The sequence below is a fragment of the Sphaerimonospora thailandensis genome (assembly GCF_016863115.1).
Lineage (GTDB): Bacteria > Actinomycetota > Actinomycetes > Streptosporangiales > Streptosporangiaceae > Sphaerimonospora > Sphaerimonospora cavernae.
Genome location: NZ_BOOG01000012.1, coordinates 82,410 through 102,767 on the forward strand (window position 1 = coordinate 82,410; position 20,358 = coordinate 102,767).

Annotated in this window: 15 protein-coding genes; 3 read left to right on the forward strand and 12 right to left on the reverse strand. The window is 67.9% G+C overall.

The annotated features are described in order from the left end of the window. Positions 1-177: 177 nt before the first annotated feature. From rfbC to Mth01_RS06585, 4 genes are all read right to left on the reverse strand, one after another. Positions 178-774 (reverse strand): dTDP-4-dehydrorhamnose 3,5-epimerase, encoded by a 597-nt coding sequence (rfbC, locus tag Mth01_RS06570; protein WP_204013033.1) that lies wholly within the window; start codon positions 772-774, stop codon positions 178-180. A 122-nt stretch (positions 775-896) separates the two neighbouring features. Continuing rightward, positions 897-5,096 carry a LamG-like jellyroll fold domain-containing protein gene (locus tag Mth01_RS06575; RefSeq protein WP_204013036.1) on the reverse strand — a complete coding sequence of 1,400 codons (4,200 nt, stop codon included), beginning with the start codon at positions 5,094-5,096 and terminating at the stop codon, positions 897-899. Between the two features lie 133 nt (positions 5,097-5,229). Further along, the gene (locus tag Mth01_RS06580; RefSeq protein WP_204013038.1) at positions 5,230-6,942 is read right to left on the reverse strand and encodes a right-handed parallel beta-helix repeat-containing protein; all 1,713 of its coding nucleotides are present in this window, start codon (positions 6,940-6,942) and stop codon (positions 5,230-5,232) included. Beyond that, entirely contained in the window at positions 6,939-8,243 is a 1,305-nt protein-coding gene (locus Mth01_RS06585) for an O-antigen ligase family protein (RefSeq protein WP_204013040.1), read from the reverse strand. Before Mth01_RS06585 ends, Mth01_RS06580 begins: the two co-directional genes overlap by 4 nt. A 150-nt stretch (positions 8,244-8,393) precedes the next feature. Here Mth01_RS06585 and Mth01_RS06590 point away from each other — a divergent pair, with 150 nt between their 5' ends. Then, positions 8,394-9,251 carry a sulfotransferase gene (locus Mth01_RS06590; protein ID WP_204013042.1) on the forward strand — a complete coding sequence of 286 codons (858 nt, stop codon included), beginning with the start codon at positions 8,394-8,396 and terminating at the stop codon, positions 9,249-9,251. Here the strand turns inward: Mth01_RS06590 and Mth01_RS06595 are convergent, their stop codons facing one another. The 4 genes from Mth01_RS06595 to Mth01_RS06610 are packed head-to-tail and all read right to left on the reverse strand — an operon-like array spanning position 9,252 to position 13,588. Beyond that, positions 9,252-10,151, reverse strand: coding sequence for a phosphotransferase (locus Mth01_RS06595; protein WP_204013044.1), 900 nt, complete (start codon positions 10,149-10,151; stop codon positions 9,252-9,254). Position 10,152: 1 nt separating this feature from the next. Then, positions 10,153-11,181: a hypothetical protein gene (locus tag Mth01_RS06600; RefSeq protein WP_204013046.1), complete on the reverse strand. Its 1,029-nt coding sequence runs from the start codon at positions 11,179-11,181 to the stop codon at positions 10,153-10,155. Further along, a complete protein-coding gene (locus Mth01_RS06605) occupies positions 11,159-12,442 on the reverse strand; it encodes an MATE family efflux transporter (protein WP_204013047.1) in 1,284 nt (427 codons plus the stop codon). The genes Mth01_RS06600 and Mth01_RS06605 overlap by 23 nt, the downstream gene beginning before the upstream one ends. Positions 12,443-12,445: 3 nt before the next feature. Beyond that, a complete protein-coding gene (locus tag Mth01_RS06610) occupies positions 12,446-13,588 on the reverse strand; it encodes a DUF1972 domain-containing protein (RefSeq protein WP_204013050.1) in 1,143 nt (380 codons plus the stop codon). A gap of 105 nt (positions 13,589-13,693) precedes the next feature. On the opposite strand from Mth01_RS06610, the gene Mth01_RS06615 reads away from it, so the two are divergent. Both Mth01_RS06615 and Mth01_RS06620 read left to right on the forward strand, forming a co-directional pair. Next, positions 13,694-14,803 carry a glycosyltransferase family 4 protein gene (locus Mth01_RS06615; RefSeq protein WP_239089419.1) on the forward strand — a complete coding sequence of 370 codons (1,110 nt, stop codon included), beginning with the start codon at positions 13,694-13,696 and terminating at the stop codon, positions 14,801-14,803. Positions 14,804-14,839: 36 nt separating this feature from the next. Then, positions 14,840-15,982 (forward strand): GumC domain-containing protein, encoded by a 1,143-nt coding sequence (locus Mth01_RS06620; RefSeq protein WP_204013053.1) that lies wholly within the window; start codon positions 14,840-14,842, stop codon positions 15,980-15,982. On the opposite strand, the gene rfbD is transcribed toward Mth01_RS06620, so the two are convergent. Genes rfbD through Mth01_RS06640 form a run of 4 tightly spaced genes read right to left on the reverse strand, consistent with a single transcriptional unit; the run spans position 15,979 to position 20,155 of the window. After that, complete coding sequence (rfbD, locus tag Mth01_RS06625; protein ID WP_239089420.1) at positions 15,979-16,845, reverse strand: dTDP-4-dehydrorhamnose reductase; 867 nt, start codon at positions 16,843-16,845, stop codon at positions 15,979-15,981. The genes Mth01_RS06620 and rfbD overlap by 4 nt on opposite strands. Continuing rightward, positions 16,818-17,786: a dTDP-glucose 4,6-dehydratase gene (gene rfbB, locus Mth01_RS06630; protein WP_204013056.1), complete on the reverse strand. Its 969-nt coding sequence runs from the start codon at positions 17,784-17,786 to the stop codon at positions 16,818-16,820. The genes rfbD and rfbB overlap by 28 nt, the downstream gene beginning before the upstream one ends. Next, the gene (locus Mth01_RS06635) at positions 17,783-18,850 is read right to left on the reverse strand and encodes a glucose-1-phosphate thymidylyltransferase (RefSeq protein ID WP_204013058.1); all 1,068 of its coding nucleotides are present in this window, start codon (positions 18,848-18,850) and stop codon (positions 17,783-17,785) included. The genes rfbB and Mth01_RS06635 overlap by 4 nt, the downstream gene beginning before the upstream one ends. After that, a complete protein-coding gene (locus Mth01_RS06640) occupies positions 18,851-20,155 on the reverse strand; it encodes a sugar transferase (protein WP_308440770.1) in 1,305 nt (434 codons plus the stop codon). Positions 20,156-20,358: the final 203 nt, after the last annotated feature.

Consider the following 20,358-nt stretch of genomic DNA (forward strand, 5'->3'; position numbering starts at 1 on the left):
GGAGTTCAGGCGCCACGACCCTCATTCGTGGCACCCGATTGTGAGCTTTTATCATGTTGGTCGCGGCCGGCATTTCGGTCAAGCAGATATCGAACGTCAATCACGCCGAATTATGGTGACACTCTGCCCGCCTCCCGGCCGAGGCGGCCCCGAACATGCCAGAATTCCCGCAAAACGCTACGACGAGCGGAGCTTCTCGTAGTATTCCCGGCATCGGTGGTAGTCGGGGAGTATGCCGCGGGAGCGCGCCTCCGACAGCGTGGGCGCGACGGCGTCCTTCGGCGACAGGACCGGCTCCAGACCGTCCGGCCACGCGATCCCCAACTCGGGGTCGAGCGGATGCACCCCGTGTTCTCGCCCCGGAGCGTACGGCTCGGAGCACAGGTAGACGATCGTGGCCTGCTCACTGGTCGCCATGAAGCCGTGTCCGAGGCCCTCCGCGAGATAGATCCCGCGACGGGTCACGTCGTCCAGCGCAACCATCTCCCACCTGCCGAACGTCGGTGACCCGACGCGCAGGTCCACGATCACGTCGAGGACCGAGCCGGCCACGCACGTGACGTATTTCGCCTGCCCTACCGGCACTTCCGCGAAATGGACGCCCCTGAGGACTCCCCTGCCGGAGACCGAGCAGTTCGCCTGGGCGAGGCCGAACCGGTGCCCCACCACCTCGGTGAACTCACCCGCGCGGAACCACTCGAAGAACAGACCACGGTCGTCACCGTGGATGGCGGGAGTGAAGACGTAGGCATCACTGATCGACAACGGTTTCATGCATCACACTCCAACAAGCCGCACCTCAACAAACCCACCCCAGCATGTCGTATCTACCAAGCCGTGCCGGCGCAGAAGGAAGGCCCCGCAGCGGCGCCGCGGGGCCTTGACGACGACAACCGCTAGGAGACCGTAACCGTCTGGGTGGTGACGTTGGTCAGGTCGTCGGTCCCGGTCACGGTCAGCGTGATCCGATACGTCCCCGCCTGCGCGAAGGTGTGCGAGGCGGTCTGACCGGACTCGACGACTCCATCACCGTAACTCCAGGTGTAGGAGGCGATCGGCGTGGTTCCCGGGGTCGATCCCGAGGCGTCCACCGCGCAGGTCAAGCCGGTGCAGGCGACCGAGAACGCCGCGGTCGGGGCGCTGGCCATGCTGTTCGAGGACAGGTCGTCCACGGTGGCGACGACCGGCGCGTTGGCGGCGCTGCCGGACAGGAACACGCCGAACCCGACGCTGCCCGGCGCCTGCAGCCCGGCCGTCGAGTCGGTCGTGGTGACCTGCCAGTCGACCGGCTCCGCACTCGTGGCGGGCCAGACCTTCGCCTGGACCGTCGTGGGCGAGGTCCCGAGCACCTGCAGCCGGACCTTCAGCACGGTTCCCGGGCTGTAGGTCAGACCCGGGACGCCCTGCTCGGGCGCCAGCAGCACCTCGCTGTTGGACGTGTCGACACGACTCAACGCGAGACCGACCACGTTCGAGGAGAGCAGCCGGACCCGGGCCCGGTAGTCACCCTGACCGCTGACGCTCCGGCCGATGCCCCAGAGGTAGATGCCGTTGCCCGTGGCCGCCTTGTCGGTGGTGACCGAGAACGTGGTGTCCGAGGTCGTGCTGGACACACTGTTCAGGTACGCCCGCCGGTTCGCGCCGGCCGAGGGCATCGTGATCTTCGCCGCGTCGCCGTCCACCGCGAACCAGGCGGCGGCGCCGGAAAGCGTGTACTCGCCACCGGTGTCGGCCGAGCCGAGCCCGCTGGAGGCCGTACGGCCGAAGGCGTCCGAGGCCAACGTCGGCGACGGGTTCGCCGGCGGCTGCGGCGTGACCACATCGGCGTGCGTCCCCGTGGCGCTCGCGTCGTCGGTGACCGTCAGCGTGACCGGGTAGTCGCCCGCGGCCGGGTAGGTGTGGGTGGCCGTCTGGCCGGCGCCCGTGGTGCCGTCGCCGAAGTCCCAGGCGTACCCGGTGATCGAGCCGTCGGGGTCGCCGGACGCCCCGGCATCGAACGAGCAGTCCAGATCCGTGCAGGTGGCACTGAACGACGCCGTGGGGGCCTGGTTGGCGGGGCCGTTGCCCGAGCCCTTCTGCCAGTGCTCGGCGATCTGGGAGTCGGTCAGCACACTCCCGTAAACGGCCACCTCGTCGATCTCACCGTTGAAGTTGTCGCCGGTCGGCCGATCCGGCCAGGAGTTGATGTTGTCCCCGCCCACTCGCCAGTAGCCGGTGTAGTTCTGCGCGCCCGTCTGGGGGTCACTGCCCACCAGAGCACCGTCGACGTACAGCTTCATGCCGCCGGAGCCCTGAGTGGCCACCACGTGATGCCACTGATCGTCGTTGTAGCCGTTCGGCGAGGTGATCACGTTGATCGCGCCGGTATACGTGCCGAACACCAGCTTGCCGCTGTTCGTCATGTAGATGTGGCGGTCATAGTTGGAACTGGTGCCGGAGGCGGCGTTGCCGAAGCCGAGGAGCTTGCCGCCGCTGGTCGTGCTCGTCTTGAACCACAGCTCTCCCGAGTAGGTCGTCGGGTTGACGTACGACGCCTTGGAGGCGATGCCGCCGTTGTTGAGTGCGACCGCTCTGTCCGTGCTGTCGGTGATGGCACCGGGCCGGCCGTAGGTGACGCCGGTCGCGGTGTAGGCGCCGTCGACACCGCCCTTGCCCGCATCCGCGGCGACTGTGCCGTTCTGCTCTCCCAGTCGCCAGTAGAACGTCGGCTCGGCGTTGTAGACGGCCTTGCCGTACGCGTCCGCGGGGGCGGGTGGGATCGGGCTGGTACGGCCGCTGGCGACGTAGTGGTCGAGCAGCTTCTCGTGCGACAGGGCCGCCGGGTAGATCGCCACGTCGTCGATGTCGCCGTTGAGGTAGGAGCTGGACGGCTGGTTCGGCCATCCGCTCAGGTTGTCTCCGCCGATCCGCCAGTAGCCGGTGTACGCCTGGGCCGTGGTGGTGCCGGAGTTCTGGGCGACCCTGCGGCCGTCGACGTAGAGCGCCATGCCGGCCGTGTCGCTGAGCGTGGCCGCGACATGGTGCCACTGGCCGTCGTTGAAGCCGGCAGCGGAGTTGACCGTGCGGACGGCGCCGGGATAGACGCCGAACCAGATGCGGCCCGCGTTGTCCATGTACACGTGCCGGTCGTAGCTGCCGCTGTTACCGGTTGCCGCGCTGCCGTAGCCGACGATCTTTCCGCCTCTGGTCGAGGTGGTCTTCACCCACGCCTCGGCGGTGAAGCTCGGGGTCGCCGGGACCTGGGTGCCGGTCACGCCGAAGCCGTTCGTGGTGCCGTCGTAGTGGGACGCGGTGTCGGTGTCCCCGTTGATCGCCCCGGCGGCGCCGTAGGTCACGCCGCTCTTCTGAGCGACATCGATGAAGCCCGAGTGGTCGTACGCCGTGGGTCCGCTGCCCTCCCCGAGCCGCCAGAAGCTCGTGGGGGAGTCGGCCAGGACGGCGTCGGAGTAGGCGCTCGACGATCCGGTGGTGGCGATGGTGACCGGCGCCGACGTTCCGCTGCCGACCGAGTTCCCCTGGGGATCCTTCACCCGGACTCGGTAGGTGTGCGTGGTGCCGGGCGTGAGCCCGGTGTCCTTGAAGCCGAGCGACGGCAGCGTCCAGAAGTTGGACTTGGCCGTCACGGTTCCGATCGGCGTGCCGGACCCGTCACGCAGCACTTCGTAGGTCAGCGTCTCGCTGTCCTGGTCCCACGTCGCCGGCCAGTTGACCCGTGCGGCGCCTTCCTGGAAGGAGACCGCGCTCGGGGTCAGGCTGGAGGTGGGGATGGGTCCGGCCTTCTTCGGCGCGACCGACTTGACCGCGAATCGAGTCAGCCCCTGCTGCGGGTTGCCGTTGACGTAGGTGAACTCACCGCCCATCGACAGATACTGGGAGTTCCCCGTGAGCGACCAGCCGCCCTGATACATGCCGGTGTAGCTGCCGGCGTTGATCGACGGGTACCAGTGCAGCAGGCTCGGGACGGGCTGCCCGCTGTAGTTGCTGTTGTTGGACGGCGGGGCCTGGTCGGTGCCGGTCGGATAGGTCGTCTCGGCCAGCGCGCGATGCCACGTCTGCGGGCTCGTCTCAGGGAACGCGCCGAGTGAGGCACAGTCGTGCGCGTGCCCGACGCTGTAGAGCACCTGGCCCATGACGAAGAGGCCGTACGTCGCGCCGTAGCAGTTGTCGAGCCAGACCAGGTCGCCCGTGTACGGATCCGCCGCCCAGCGGCCGTCGAACCAGTGCCAGCCCTCGCCATCGTTGGCGCCGTAGACGAGCGTGCCATCGGTGACGAGATCGTCGACGTACGAGAAGTTGCTGCTGGACTGGCGGGCGGGGGTGGGGCTGCTGCTCCAGGGCAGTGACGCGGCGGTGACCGGATCGACCGCGGCGATGCCGACGCGGGCCTCACCGTTGAAGTTCTGGAACTTTCCACCGATGAGCACGCGGCTCTGGTCCGGGGCCATCAGCAGGGCGTGGACCTCGTCGTCGGGTTCGGGCCGCCACGGCAGCAGCGCGCCGTTGCTCCGGGCGAGAGCGGCGGTGCGGTTGCGCGAGGAGCCGTTGACGTTGAAGAAGTTGCCGCCGATGTAGACGGTGGAGTCGGAGACGGTGATCGCCCAGACCGCTGAGCCGACCGAGGGGTTGAAGGCGGTGTCGACGGCGCCCGTCACGGTGTTGAACGCGACAAGGCGGTTGCGGGTCACGCCGTCGACGGTGGTGAACTCGCCCCCCACGTAGATCCGCGACCCGTCGGGGGATGCCGCGATCGAGCGGGCCTGCGCGTTCAGCGTGTGGTTGAACGGCAGCAGGTTCCCGGTGGTGATGTCGTAGGCGAGGATGTTCGCCCGGTTGACCTCCTGCGGGTCGCCCGGGCTGGTCCCCGGCGGGCGGGCCTTGGAGAAGCTGCCCACCGCGTACACGGTGTTCCCGACCGTCACCTGCTTCCAGACCACGCCGTTGATCTGCCAGGTGGGCAGAGCGTCGGCCGTGACGGTCTCGGGAACCCCCGGCTCGGGGTCGATGTCCGCCGACGCGGTCCCGCCCTGGACGAGACCGAAGCCGGCGATGAGTAATGCGAACGCGGAACGCTTGACGAGGTCTAACTTTTTACCCATGGGTATCCTACACGTCGTTCCGTATGCCCTACTGGCCCGGATTCATCTAGATCGTAGTGGAACGATACAGATGCGGAATCGACTCCATTGATTCGTAATGCAACATATTCGTTTCAATGGATCATGATTTAGCCTAAGGGGCACCGACCCGGACAGATCGACCGGCCGGGGCGTTGAGCCAGGTGGCGACGTCATCCGGGAGGGGAGCGCCATTGGGCAATCCCTCTCCGACGGCCAAGGCGCCGGGGTCGGCAAAGGGAATGGAGCCGCGGGCTTCCCGCCCGTGGCGTTCGATTTCGGCCCGCTCCTGGACGGTGCGAAGGTCCGTGAATGAACGGTGCCCGGCCCGGCGGTCCACCCATTTGATGGAATCGGCGCCGCCACCGTCTGCGAGATAGTAGACGTTGTAGTCGAAATCGGCCATTTCTGGCGCAGTCCGCCTGCCAGTCAGGTCCTCGACCGACACGAGGGGCTGGGGTCCGCCCTGGACGAGGTTGTTGCGCACCTCCACGCCGGACACGTTCCACGGCATGCGTGGGTCGTCCTGTTCCCGCGCGCCGTCGATGACATTGATCTGCGTGCCGCCGTTGCGCAGCACGGTGTTGTTCCACAGCCGGACATCGCTCGACTCGTTGACGTACAACCCGTTCTTGCCGTTGTCGGCCACGACGTTCCCGACGATCAGCCCGCGTGCCGAGATCTCGTAGTGAATGCCGTGCCCGGCGTTCGCCAGCGCGAGGTTGCGGGCGACCACCGCGTCGGACACGGACTCGTCGAGCCAGAAGCCCGGCCCGAAGTTGCGCTCCGAACGGTTGCCGGCCAGTTGGAGCCCGGCCGACGTGGTGATCTTCATGCCGCCCGAGACGGGAGCCATCTCGAAGTGCTCCCAGTTGTTGCCCTCCATCAGGTTTCCGGCCACGGTGGCCTGCTGCGTGCGGTGCCCGTGCAGCCCGAGTTGTCCGTTGCGCAGGAAGGCGTTGTTCCGCACGACGATCCGGTCACCCTTGATGCTGAGCCCGGCGAGCGCGGTGTCGGCGAAGACGTCGTTCTCGAACCGCAGATCGTTCGCGAACCCCTTCACCGCGCCCATTCTCCTGATCGGCGTGGCGTAGCGGCGGAAGCCGATGCCGAGGACGGCCGAGCCGTCCGCCTGGTTGAGGTAGAGCGCCTCGGCCAGGGTCGTGGCCCGCACGTCGTGGCCGGTCGGGTCGGAGCCCAGGTAGAGCTTTCCGCCGTCGTAGTCGACGAAGAACGTTCCGGGCTTCAGCAGGTCGCGGCCGGCCACCTGCTTCTGCTGCTGCCCGTCGACGAAGACCTGGTCGGGCCAGTTGGCCACGGGGTTCTCCGGGCCCACCATGCGCCAGGCCTCACCGCCCCCCGCCGTCGGGTCGGTGTTGTCGAACCGGATGTTCCAGCCGTCCCTGCGCCAGACCGCACCATCCCGGACCCAGCCGTACACCGCCTCGGTACCGTCGAACCACACCGCCTCGCGCGGATAGGCCTGCAGGGTCAGTTGCTTGCCGTACACCTCGACGGACTCGTGGTAGACGCCCCCGCGGAGCACGATGACGGCGCCGGCGGGGACGGCCCGCACCGCGTGCCCCACGGTGCGCCACGGCGCCTCCCCGGTGCCCGGGGCGACGTCGTTTCCCCAGGGCGCCACGAAATACGCCCCCTGCGGAACGGGGTAGGCGGAGGTTCCGATGGCGAGCGGCCCGGCCGTGCGCCAGTCGGCCACGACAGGGCCAGGTGTGTCGTGGCTCCACGCGCCCCATCCGGTGCCGAGGACCGCCAGCGTCGCCAGACCGGCGACACCGACCCTCCTGTTGACACGCAGCCGTATCATCTGACCGCCCTCGGGGACGCCACCTGTGCGGGGAGATCCGGAGTGTCCGCCCCGGAGTCAGTTTCTGGACGCCTGTCGTCCGCCGGCGGTTTACGCGCCAGCAGGATCGTCCAAGCGATCACCGTGTAGAGCCAGACGGACGCGACATTGGCCGGCGCCGCCACCATCTCGGTGGTGACCCCGTCGACCAGGAAGAAGACCATCACACCAAGCAGCATCGCGGCCTCTGCCCGGACGTGTCTGGCCCGGACCAGCACGAGCAGGCGGACGATCAGGGCCAGGATCAGCATGCAGAACAGGGTCAGGCCGACGAGGCCGCCCTCGACCAGGACATTGACGATGGCGTTGTGGCCGCCCCCCAGGCCGATGTCGTCGAGGAAGAGCCCGCGCGTCGACGACAGGCCGTTGCCGAAGAAGGGCTCCGCGCTGAAGGCGCGTAGCGCGAACGTCCACAGGTCGGTCCTGGCGTTCAGGCTCTCCAACTGCTCGACCGACTCACCACGAGTGGCGAAACCGACCAACCGGTCGGTGAAGGCCAGCCCGGCCACGATCACACATGGCAGCGTGATCATCAGGAATATCGCCCTGCCGCGCGGGCCGCGGGCCAGCAGCGACATCACCACCAACCCGGCCGCGCAGCCGCCGGCCGCACCCCGGGTGCCCGTGCCGACCAGGGCCGCGACCAGGATCACCCCCGCGATCGGGTAAGCGGGCAGCGGCCAGCGCCTCGGCGGTCCCCCGGGCAGCGCGAATCCGGCGACCAACAAGATCGCGATACCGAGGAAGATGCCGGCCGAGACAGGGTGAACGTAGAGCCAGTTGAACCGGTCCACGGTCAGCGGCGTGCGGGGGAACGGAATGGCGACGCCGATGCCCACGGAGACCAGCACGAGCAGAATGAACGCGTGCGCCAGCCGCCACAGGTCCTCCCGCTCCGCCCGGGCCACCAGCACCTGGGAGACCGCGGCGATGATGAGGAGTTGCACGCCGCGCACCGCGGCGAACGTGGGGAACGGGGTCCAGAGCACACTCATCATCGAGAACACGGCGAACCCCCAGCCGAGCAGCCGGATCGAGGACCCCCGTCGGCGCGGCGCCCTGATCCCGAACCGTCGGTACAGGTAGAGCGCGACCAGGCCGTAGACCCCGATCTCCAGGAGGATGGTCGCGTCCACGCCTCCGTTGATCGACTGGTTCACCGGCCGGGAGCGTAACTTGTACTCACTCGCGAGGATGAGACCGATCGGCACCAGAACGGGCCACCAGTGGACATGTTCGCGGCGATGGCGAGCCTTTATCATGCAGACGCTCCTCGCCCGTACCACAGCCCCGCCGACTTGCACCCCGAACCGATGAGATAGTAGGCACTGGGTGGTGGCGAAGCAAGGAGAAGGCGACGTATGAGCACGCGAGACCTCTTACCGGAGTCTGTCCTGACTATGGGACGGAGCGTGTTCAGAGCCTACGGAATGGCGACGGCATGGACGAGACCGGACCCGGATTTCCTCCTCATCGGTGCTAAGCGCGGCGGTTCGACCTCTCTGTACTACGCACTCCTCGAGCACCCGAATATCATTCCGCTTTTCCCCTCGGCCGACCTGCTTCCCAAAGCCAACCACACCAAAGGCGTGCACTTCTTCGACAGCAACTATCAACGTGGCATGCGCTGGTACCGGTCGTATCTGCCCAGCAAGGCGGCCCGTTCCCGCGCGGCCCGGCGCGCCGGAGGGCCGGTGATCACCGGCGAGGGCTCGCCCTACTACCTGTATCATCCGCTCGCGGCGCAGCGCGCGGCCCGGGACGTGCCCGACGCGCGCATTCTGCTGATCCTGCGCGACCCGGTGGAACGCACCTTCTCGCACTATCGGGAACGGGTACGGGCCGGCGCCGAGCAACTGTCGTTCGAAGATGCGCTGGCCGCGGAGGCGGAGCGGACCGCGGGCGAGGAGCAGCGTCTCATCTCCGACCCGGCCTACTACAGCTACGCCCACGAACAGCAGTCCTATATGGCGCAGAGCGAATACGATCTCGCGCTGCGGCGCTGGTTCGACCACTTCCCTGCTGACCGGTTCCACGTGGTCAGCAGCGAGGAGTTCTACCGCGACCAACAGCGCGTGTGCGACGAGGTGGCGGCATTCCTCGGCCTGCCGCACGCCCCGCTGCCCGATGCCGGGAAGGTATGGAATCCCGCTCCCCAGGCCGAGTTCGCCACGTCGATCAGACACCGGCTGATCGAGCACTTCGCCCCGCACAACGCCGCTCTGGAGAAGATGCTCGACCGTTCGTTCCCGGACTGGGCCACTCCCTAACTAATCGATCAACCTGTCGAGGATCTCCAGGAGCCTCCGGTTGAGTTCCACATCATCCGCGACCCGGCGGCTCACCCGGTCGCGCCAGTAGGCGGCGGCTTCGCCGTACCTCCGGGCAGGAGGCGTACCGCCGTACACCGCGAGGCGGGTGGCCGTGTAGTAGGTCTCGTCGGCGTGCGGCGGAGCGTATTCGGCATCCTCCCAGTCGATCAGCCACGGCACCGGGGTCCGGGTGAGCCGCAGGTTCCACGGGGTGAGGTCGCCGTGCATCGGCTGCCAGTGCGCGGGAACGTCAGCCGGCCGGGACAGGCGTGCCGCCAGGCTGGAGCTGATCTGTTCGCTCAGCCCGGCCACCTCGATATTCCGGGCGGGACGCGCCGGCACCGGTTCCATGGGGGACAGCAGCAGCCAGTGGAGGCCGTCGGTGGATCCGGCGCCGAGAACCTCGGGCACACGGAACCCGATGTCAGCTCCGGAGGTGAAGGCGGCCAGCGCCGTCGCCTCTCGCAGCAGTTCCTCAGGACGCTCCCGTATCTTCAGAAACCCGATGGGGCGTCCCGCCCGGAGAAGGAGCAGCGCGGCGCCCCCGGCCCGTGACAACTGCGGGCGCAGGTAGCCCGCTACGGCGTCCGAGGGACCGACCACCGCCGCTGACTGCTCGCCTATCGCCGCCCACGCCTCGTCCGCCACGGGCGGACGCCACCGCCTGCGCCGGCCCGGCAGCACCCACGGGCCTGCCACGCGGACAGCGGCGAACAACGCGAACTGCAGGGCCAACGGCACCGGCTTGGAGAACGTCAGCAGCGAGAGACCGGCACCGGCGGAGCGGCCGTCGCAGGTGGGGATCCAGACGTTCCCCCGGCCCGGGGGGTAGGCCAGGTATCGACCGGCTACAGACATGTCACCACCCCCGGTTCTCCGCCCGAATCACGATGATCAGTGAAGCGGTGAGGACGAGCAGCGCGATGCCGCCTACCGCAGCCCAGAGCCGGCCCGGTGCGAGCAGCGAATCGGCCTCCGACTCAGGGGCCGCACCGGTCGTGTCATTCGCCGGAACCGCTCCCTCAGGCCCCAGCGCGGTCGGCAGTTCCATCTGCCACACGGGCGACGACACGCCTTCGCTGGAGATCAGCAAGGTCCTTCCGTCCGGAGCGATCGCGATGCCCTCCCCCTGCTGCTGTTTCGGGAGATCCATGACCCAGGTGAGGTCGCCCCCTGGGCCGTCCCAGACCCGGGCCTTGTTGTAACTGCGCAGAATCATGGCACCGTTTGGTGTGATCAGCCCATCGCTCACCACATAGGGCAGCCGCCGCACCAGGGTCAACGCGTTGGTCCCGGTCTCGGACATCTCGGCGGGAGCCCGGTAGACGTTACCCCCTTTCGGGCTCTTGGTCACCACATAGAGCTGCTGACTGCGCGGGTCGACCAGCAACGTCTCCGCATCGTGCGCCCCGTCCGGGTAGGTCAACCGGTACGCGGTCGCCCTGACCGACGTGTTCGACAGTGTGGTCGGCTCGGCCAGTCGATAGACGACGACGGTCGAACGTGCGCTCGCATTCCCGCCGATGTCCCCGACGTACAGGTAGTCCGTGCCGTCTGCCCCGAGCGCGGCCGCCATGGCCTCGGGGTCGACGCCCTTGACGTTGTCCAGGGTGACCACCGCGCGGGTCCTGCCGTCGGACCCCACAGCGAACAGCCGTACCGGGCCGCCTGTGTCGTTGAACGTCCAGACCACGCCGGGATTGACGCGACTGGCCGCCAGCCCGCTCGACTGGTCGATCCGCTTGTCGGCGAAGACGAAGGCCTGCTTCCATGCCGAGCTCGGCACGGTGGAGGGCTGAGGGGTCGGCTCCCGAGCCGCGGCGCCGGTCGGCGCCATCATCGTCACCCCGGCCAGCAAGAAGCCGCTAATGATCAGCTTGCGCCACATGGCTCATCCTCTCCGCGGGCAGAGCGGGTCCGTGATGTCGCAGGGCGCGCAGCCGTACGACAAGGATCACTGAGGTCACGACACCCCCCATGCCGATGCAGAACGGGGCGAGGTTCACCAGATCCGGTCGCAAGGCCAGCACCAGCAGAAGCAGCGTGATGCCGACCACGGACTCGATCAGCCGGACCACGAACACCAACCGGGAGTACCGGTAGGCGGTGGCGAGCATGCTGATCGGCAGCGTGGCCGCGATGCTCACCGAATAGGCCGCCCAGCCGGCCACCGCGATCGGCTCGATCGGGAAGTTCCCCCCGGTGATGAACGGCTCCAGCGGTTTCGCCAGCGCGACCACGACCACGCCACCGACCGCGGTGAGCGCGGTGAGCGCGAGCGAGGCGGACAGCGCCAGGCGGAGGCGCAGCGGCGTGCCGCTCTGGCGGAGCCGTACCATCCGGGGCAGCAGGAACGCGCCCACCCCGTTGATCAATGTGAGCGCCGGAGCCAGCAGCAGACGGGCGCCCTCGATGGCGGCGAGGGCCACACTGGAGACGATGGCGACGATGGCGACCCTGCTCAGCATCAGCGTCAACGGGCGCAGCCCGGCCTGGGCCGTACGCCACGTGGCGAACGCGACGATCCCCCGCAGATCGGCCCGGCGCAGACCGGGCCAGGCGAGCTCCTCACGGGGCAGGCTGATGACGGCCAGCACGACCCCGGCCAGAGAGCCCGCGCACATCGCGGCGAGCACCGTCTCCAGGCGGAGCGCGCCGGCCAGCCAGAACGCGCCCAGCACCACGAAGACGACGACGAAGTCCACGACCGCGTTCGCGGCGAGCCGGCCGAACTCCAGCCGGGCGGCGAGCATTCGTCGCCCGGTGTCCTCCAGCAGCCATAACACCACGAGCACGCCGAACAGCACGACACCGGGCCCGCTCGCCGCATCCAGCACGATCGCCAAGACCGTGCCCACGACGGCGCCGAGAGCGAGTGTCGCCACCGACGATGCCGCGAGTGCGGCCCGGACACGCGGATCGAAGCGGTCCAGCACGGTGAGAGAGTCGCCGACCCACGCCGTGTGGAGCGTGGTGATCACTGTCAGCGTGGCGATCAGAAGCGTGAACGCGGCGAACCCGGCCGAACCAAGCTCTCTGGCCGCGATGAGTTGGAGCAGCAGGCTGCTGAGCGCGGCGACCACCTGGGCGAGAACCGACCCCCCGGCTGAGGCGACGGTCTTGCGTACCCGCTCCCCGAGACCCGGCACCCGTCAGTCCCCGGCCCCGGCTCGTCCAACCCCGGCTCGTCGGGCCCCGAGATCTCCGGTCACGAGATCATGACACAGCCGTTCGTACCGAGCCGCGACGTCGTCCCAGCGATATGCGGTGCGGGCACGCTCCCGGGCCGCCGCACCGCGGGCGGCCTCCTGATCACGTCGCTTCTCCACCGTTTCCAGCGTCTCGGCCAGCATGGCCTCATCGCCGAAGAACAGTCCGGTGTCGGCCAGCACCTCACGGTTGAACACCACGTCATAGGCGATCACCGGGGCGCCGGCGCCCATCGCGCGGAGCAACGACGGATTCGTGCCGCCCACCGAGTGGCCGTGCAGATAGGACGCGCAGCCGGCGTACAGCGCGTCCAGCAACTCCTGATCCCAGATCCCGCCGACCAGACGGACCCGCGGATCCGAGCCGGCGATCTCGTGGACCCGCTCGGTGTATTCAGCCGCATAGGGCGCCGACCCCACGACGATCAGCGGATATTCCGCTCGACTCCGAACATAGCCCGCGACGATCTCCGCCACGTGGTTCTCCGGCTCGAAGCGCGCCACCACCAAATGAAAACGCCCGGGCTCGTACCCCGTCCGTTTCAGCAACTCCGTATTCGCCACGTCCTGAATCGGTGCGCCGTACGGAATCAGCACACTTCCGATCTCATAACGTTCCTGGTAATAGTCTTGGATGGCACGGGCGTCTGCGATGACCGCGTGCGACCAGCGTACGGAGAGGCGCTCCGCGATGAGGTAGTAGCGTCGCCCCGCCCCGCTCCACTTGTCCCGCTTCCACTCCAGACCGTCGACATGCGTCGCGACGGGGATCCGTGCGGCGCGGATGAACGGCAACAGCGGCGAGTTGGCGGCGTTGAAAACGAGGGCGACGTCGGTCCGGTGGGCCAGCAGATGTCCGACGGACAGCGCGGTGTGGCTCAGCGTCTCCAGCGTCTTGTGTCTGAGGGCCGGGAGGTGAACCAGGCGCATGCCCCTGTGCTCGTCCTGCCGCTCCGCCGCACCGCGGCAGTAAACCCGGACCTGGTGCCCCGCGTCGACCAACCGGGCGCCGATTTCCTCGACCGCGGTTTCAAAACCGCCATACCGGGCTGGAACACCTCTTGTCCCGATCATGGCGATGTGCACGCGACTCCCCCACGACTGAACGTTCTGCATACCATTGCTGAAGCCTCTTGAACCCGGCATTGCCCCGACCTGGGGCAAGACTATCGAAGGGAAGGTCACTTGAGGGTGGAGCATGTTGTTGTCACCCATCCGTCACCTGATCTCTACGGTTCCGACCGGATGCTGCTCGAGTCGGTGCGGGCGCTGACCGAGGCGGCCGAGGTCACGGTCGTGCTGCCGGAGGAGGGGCCACTGGGCGATCGCCTGCGTGAGACGGGCAGCGAGCTAGCGATCATGCCGTCACCCGTGCTCCGCAAATCCCTGCTCTCCCCGCGAGGCATGCTGACACTCGCGTGGCAGACGCTCACCACCCTGCCGCGGATCGTCGCGATGCTCCGGCGCATCAGGCCGACGGCCCTCTATGTCAGCACGCTCACGATTCCCGTGTGGATCGTGGCCGGCCGCCTGGCCCGGATCCCGGTGATCTGCCACGTGCACGAGGCCGAGCAGCACATCTCACCGCTGCTGCGCCGCCTTCTCACCGCCCCCGTACGGCTCGCGCACCAGGTGGTGGCCAACAGTGAGGCCTGCCTGCGGACCCTGACCCGTGGCGGGGTACGTCCCGGCCGGATAACCGTGATCTACAACGGCGTACCCGACCGGGGGGACGCCACGCCTGCGCGCGACGCGCCCGAGGGCAGGCTGGTGCTCGTCGGCAGGCTGTCTCCACGCAAGGGAAGCGATGTGGCCGTCCGGGCGGTCGCGCTCCTGCGTGAGCGCGGACGGCGGGTCACGCTCACGCTCGTCGGCTCGATCTTTCCGGGCTACGAGTGGTTCGAGGAGGAGCTCCGAAGCCTGGCGTCCGACGGTGTCGTCTTCGCCGGCTTCCAGGACCCGATCGCTCCTTTCCTCGCCGATGCCGACATCGTGCTGGTGCCCTCACGGGAGGAGCCGTTCGGCAACGTCGCGGTCGAGGCGATGTTGGCCGGGCGCCCCGTGGTGGCCAGCGAGGTGCAGGGCCTCATGGAGATCATCCAGACCGGTGAGACCGGGGTGCTGGTCCCGCCCGGCAGCCCCGAGGCGCTCGCCGACGCGATCGAAGCGCTCCTCGACGACTGGCCGCGGGCGCGGGCCCTGGCCCGCGACGGGCAGCAGACCGCGAGAGAGCGTTTCGCCCTCTCGCGGTACCACGGTGACATCGTTCGTGTTCTTGGGGTGCCAATCACCTCTGCTTAGACTGCCGATGGGACCAAAACGAGGGGGAAGTCGACGGTGGCAACCAACGGGACCGAGGACATGCTGCCCGAGGTCGGACTCCTCGAAGCAGTGTGGCGCTACCGCTGGTCCTCGCTTCTGATCATCATCCTGTCCGGCCTGCTGGCGGCGGAAGCGACCTTCCTGGTACTCAACAAGGCCGAGGCCGTCGCTCGCTTCGCCGTCACCGACCCGCGAAGCACCACGTTCCTCCGCCAGGGTGTCTCCTCCGACAGCAGCTACATCGCCTACACCGCGCAGCGCGCGGTGTTCGCCGAGTCCGAGAAGGTGCTCACCCGCACGCAGGAGATCCTCAAGGCCGAGCATTCGTACACGATCGATCTGGAGACGCTGCGCGACTCCGTACAGGCCGCCCCCGGTTCGAGCGGCGGCATCATCGAGGTGCAGACCACGGCGAAAACCGACCAGGTGGCCGCGAACATCGCCAACTCGGTGGTCCAGGCCTACCAGGAACTCACCGCGACGGCGGCCGAAGTCGAGCAGGCCAAACTGGTCAAGAGCATCAAGACGACCCAGAGCCAGGTGCGCGCCAGTCTCAAGTCGGCTCCTGAAGGTAGCGCGCTGGCCAACTCGCTTTCCGAGGTCCTCGCACAGTTGCAGCTCAAGGAGAGCGACGCCCAGATCGACCTCGCCACCTACAGCAACGGGACGCGCTTCGTCGACCAGGCCAACCCAGAGCGGATCACGCCGAGCAAACTACCGAAGAACATCGCGATCGGCCTGGCGCTCGGGGCGCTCATCGCGATCGTGATCGCATTCCTACGGGCGACCAATCCCATCGCCCGGGTCCATCGCGTGACCACGGGGGACGGGCAGCGCAAGCGCCGACGACGCGCCGCACCGGACGAACCCGCACCGCCGGAACCCCCGATGGCAGACCCCCCGCCGGCCAGACCGTCCCCATCACCCCGACCTATCGATGAGGATGACGATGGCGACCGCACCGACGTCTACGATCGCGACTCGCTGCTCACCTACAGACCCAACGGCAACAGCGGCCTCTCCCGTGACGCCACGGGCAACCGCTCGAAAAGCAGCAGCGGCGGTTCCAAGAGCAACGGTTCGAAGGCCTACGACTCCGAGAACGGCGACGAGAAACTCGATGTCGCCGACCCGAGCGCCGAGGCCAACTCCCCCTAGTCCATGCGGAGTTGGGACCACGCGGCGTGAAGGGCGTGTCTCCAGTCACGGATCGGCGGCAGTCCCGCCTTCGCCCATCCCGCATGGCCGAGGACGCTGTAGGCGGGCCGGGTAGCGGGCCGCACGAATAACCCGCTGGAGGTGGGACGGACCCGGTCCGGGTCGGCGCCGAGCAAGGTGAAGATCTCGCGTGCGAATCCATACCAGGTCGTCTGCCCTGAGCTCGTGCCGTGATAGACACCCGGCTCGGCCCGGGAGTCGATCAGCAGCACGAGTTGATCCGCGAGGTCGGCCGTCCAGGTCGGCTGGCCATGCTGGTCATCCACGACATCCACCGTTCGCCGCTCACCCGCCAATCTGATCATGGTGTGGACGAAGTTCGGCCCGGCAGCGCCGTACAGCCATGCCGTACGGACCACGTAACCGCCATTTTCGAGTGCCGCCCGTTCCCCTGCGAGCTTCGTACGGCCGTAGGCGTTGATCGGCGCGGTCGTGGCGTCCTCCTCGAACGGATGGTCCGCCACTCCCGAGAACACGTAATCAGTGGAGATCTGTACGAACCGGGCGCCCAGCTTGGCAGAGAACCCGGCGAGCGGCTCAACCGCGTGACCGTTGACGGCCAGCGCCTCGTCTTCACGAGACTCGGCGTCGTCGACGGCCGTCCAGGCCGCGCAGTTCACCACGACGTCCGGACGATGGGCCAAGAGACATGCCTTCACGGCGTTCGCGTCGCGGATGTCCAGCTCTGTCCGGCTCAACGCGACCGCGTCCCCGCCCAGGCGCCGTACCAGGTCGGTGGCGAGCATCCCGCCGCCACCTGTGATCAGCCATCGCATCATCGTGCGGCGAGGAGCGGCGTCCACCACTCCCGATTGGCGACGTACCAGGAGATCGTGTCCTCGAGTCCATCGTCGAAAGAGATCGACGGGCGGTAGCCGAGCCCGCGGAGCTTGGCATCGCTCAGCGAGTACCGCCGGTCGTGGCCTTTGCGGTCCGTCACGTACTCGACCATGTCCCAGCCGAACCCGAAGGCCTCCAGCAACCGCGTGGTCAGCTCCTTGTTCGTCAGTTCCGCGGTTCCGGCGATGTTGTAGACCTCGCCGGGCGTGCCGCGTTCCGCGACGAGCTGGATGCCCCGGCAGTGGTCGTCGACGTGGACCCAGTCCCTGATGTTGCCGCCGTCGCCGTAGAGCGGAACCTTCCGCCCCTCCATGAGCCTGGTGACGAACAGCGGGACGAGCTTCTCGGGGAACTGGTACCGGCCGTAGTTGTTCCCGCAGCGGGTGATCGACACCGGCAGTCCGTAGGTCACACCGTAGGCTTGGGCGATCAGGTCGCCGCCCGCCTTCGCGGCAGAGTACGGCGAGCGCGGCCGCAGCGGCGCCGCCTCATCCCAGGACCCGGATTCGATGGACCCGTAGACCTCGTCCGTGGACACCTGAACGACCTTGGACACGCTCGCCTCCAGACACGCCTGCAGGAGTGTCTGCGTGCCGAGCACGTTGGTCCGCACGAATTCGGCGGCTCCATCGATCGACCGGTCCACATGCGACTCGGCCGCGAAGTTGACGACGACGTCGTGCCCGGGAACAACCTCGGCGAGCAGCGCGGCGTCACCGATGTCGCCGTGGACGAAGTCGTACCCACCGGCGACCGGCTCCAGGTTGGCGAGGTTGCCGGCGTACGTCAGCTTGTCCAGGACGGTGACCCGTGCCCCGGCGAAGGCCGGATAGCCGCCGGAGACGAGGGTTCGGACGTAGTGCGAGCCGATGAACCCGGCTCCACCTGTGACGAGGATCCTCACGACGAAATCTGCACCTTACTGTGGTCGCCGAGCAGCAGTCTGTGGGCTCGGGGGGTTTTGGGCGCGGGGGTGACCTCAACGTCACGCCCGATGAGGGACGCCTCGACCCGGCGGACACCGGTGATCGAGGAGCGGGACAGCACGATGGAGTATTCGATCTCGCTGTCGCTGATGGCGCAGTCGGCGCCGATGGAGGTGAACGGGCCGACGTAGGAGTCGGCCACCAGGGTTCCGGGACCGATGAGCGCCGGCCCGACGATCCGCGAGTCGCGGACCGTCGCGCCTTCCTCTACCACGACACGCCCGATCAGCTCGCTGTTCTCATCGACCTGCCCGTGTACGGCAGGCTCGAGTGACTCCAGGACGAGGCGGTTGACCTCGAGCATATCGTCGACGTTCCCGGTGTCCTTCCAGTATCCGGAGATCACCGTCGCCTCCACCCGCCGGCCCGCGTCGATCAGGCCCTGGATCGCGTCGGTGATCTCCAGCTCGCCTCGCCATGACGGCTTGAGCTCGGCCACGATCCCGTGCACCGCCGACGTGAACAGGTAGACACCCACCAGAGCCAGATCACTCTTCGGGGTCTCGGGCTTCTCCTCCAGACGCACCACGCGTCCCCGGGCGTCCATTTCGGCGACCCCGAAGCTGCGCGGGTCGGGAACTCGGGTGAGCATGATCTGGGCGTCGGGACGCTCGGCTTTGAAGCGGTCGACGAGAGCGTTGATCCCGCCGATGATGAAGTTGTCCCCGAGATACATGACGAAGTCGTCGTCGCCGAGGTAGTCACGCGCGATCAACACGGCGTGGGCGAGCCCGAGGGGGGCCTCCTGGCGCAGGTAGGTCACATCGAGCCCGAGGTCGGAACCGTCGCCGACGGCCGTCTCGATCTCCGCCTGGGTCTCCCCCACCACGATGCCGACGTCTCGGATGCCCGCCGCCGCGATCGCCTCAAGCCCGTAGAAGAGCACAGGCTTGTTGGCCACCGGTACGAGTTGCTTGGCCGAGGTGTGTGTGATGGGCCGCAGGCGGGTACCGGATCCGCCCGCGAGAACGAGTGCCTTCATCTAGTAGGCCCCTTCTCCGCCGATGACCGCGGACCACGTCTTCCAGAGAATCTGGAGGTCCATGGTGAAGGACCAGTTCTCCACGTAGCGCAGGTCAAGCCGCACCGACTCTTCCCAGGACAGATCGGACCGACCACTGACCTGCCACAGCCCCGTCATCCCCGGCTTGACGAGCAGCCGACGCCGCACGTCGTCGCCGTACTGCGCCACTTCTTCGGGCAGCGGAGGCCGAGGCCCCACGAGGGACATCTCACCGCGCAGCACGTTGATCAGCTGTGCGAGCTCGTCCAGAGAGTACCTACGCAGCCAGCCGCCGACCCTCGTCACCCGCGGGTCGTCGCGCAACTTGAACAGCACGCCGTTGCCCTCGTTGTCGCGCAGCAGCGCGTCCTTCGCGGCCTCGGCGTCCGGCGTCATGCTCCGGAACTTGTAGAGGGTGAACTCTTTGCCGTCCTTGCCCACGCGGCGCTGCCGGAAGAGGGCAGGCCCCCTGCTGTCGCTGACGATCAGCAAGCCGATCAGCAGCATGGCCGGCAACATGACGAGCAGCATCACCGCCGCGACCACACGATCGAAGATGCTCTTGACGATCTGTCGCGTTCCCCGCAGATCGGGGTGGGCGACGTGGAGCAGCGGCAGTCCGGCCACCGGCCGGATGCTGATGCGCGGCCCGGTCACCTCCATCAACGCCGAAGCCACGTAGAGGTCGGTCCCCGTCTCCTCGAGCTGCCAGGCCAGATGCCGCAGTGCCGTACCGTCCAGCTCGGGGCAGGACAGGACGGCGACCGTGTCCGCCTGCGTCTTCTCCGCGACCTCGGCCGCGGTGGTGAAGTCACCCAGCACGGGGAAACCGTCGAACTGCGGGGGCAGGTCCACGTGCTGCTGCGGGGGAACGCAGGCGGCGACGATCCGCATGCCATGATGGCGTTCGCGGCTCAGTTGCCTGTGCAGTTCGAGCACCGCGGCCCAGTGGCCGACCACGACGACATGGCTCAGGCATTCACCGTCGCGGCGCAGCCGGTGGAGCCGCTTGCGTAAGCCGTACCGCCACGCGAAGCAGATCACGCCGGCGAGTGGGACGGCGACCATCACGTAGCTGCGGGCTATCGGGGTCTGGGTGAGATAGGCGGAGATCGCTACAACGGAGGCGAGGATCCCGGCGGCGTGGAAGACCTTGCGGTACTCCTCGGCGCCGTCTCCGAGATGGCGCAGGTCATAGCCGCCGATCAAAGCGAGGACAATCGGCCAGCCGACGGTGAGAGACGCCGCGAGAACGGCCTCCAGCATCTCGACTTCCGTGGCCAATGCCCTGACCGTCAGGACAGGGAAGATCGCCGCCCCTCCGCCGAGGGCATCACCCGCCACTACTCGGCGAATGTATCGCCGTCGCCAGTCTGCTCTGCCCGTGCGCCCACCACTTGAGAGCACGGCACTTTCAACGGCAACGCCCATATACCCCGCCCTGCGTCGTTAGTCGATCACTAAGAAGACGCGTCGCAGCCCGTTCG

What these genes read in the sequence shown, in the direction of transcription:
- rfbC (WP_204013033.1), bottom strand. Translation starts at nt 774, where the DNA reads ATGAAACCGTTGTCGATCAGTGATGCCTACGTCTTCACTCCCGCCATC.
- Mth01_RS06575 (WP_204013036.1), bottom strand. Translation starts at nt 5,096, where the DNA reads ATGGGTAAAAAGTTAGACCTCGTCAAGCGTTCCGCGTTCGCATTACTC.
- Mth01_RS06580 (WP_204013038.1), bottom strand. Translation starts at nt 6,942, where the DNA reads ATGATACGGCTGCGTGTCAACAGGAGGGTCGGTGTCGCCGGTCTGGCG.
- Mth01_RS06585 (WP_204013040.1), bottom strand. Translation starts at nt 8,243, where the DNA reads ATGATAAAGGCTCGCCATCGCCGCGAACATGTCCACTGGTGGCCCGTT.
- Mth01_RS06595 (WP_204013044.1), bottom strand. Translation starts at nt 10,151, where the DNA reads ATGTCTGTAGCCGGTCGATACCTGGCCTACCCCCCGGGCCGGGGGAAC.
- Mth01_RS06600 (WP_204013046.1), bottom strand. Translation starts at nt 11,181, where the DNA reads ATGTGGCGCAAGCTGATCATTAGCGGCTTCTTGCTGGCCGGGGTGACG.
- Mth01_RS06635 (WP_204013058.1), bottom strand. Translation starts at nt 18,850, where the DNA reads ATGAAGGCACTCGTTCTCGCGGGCGGATCCGGTACCCGCCTGCGGCCC.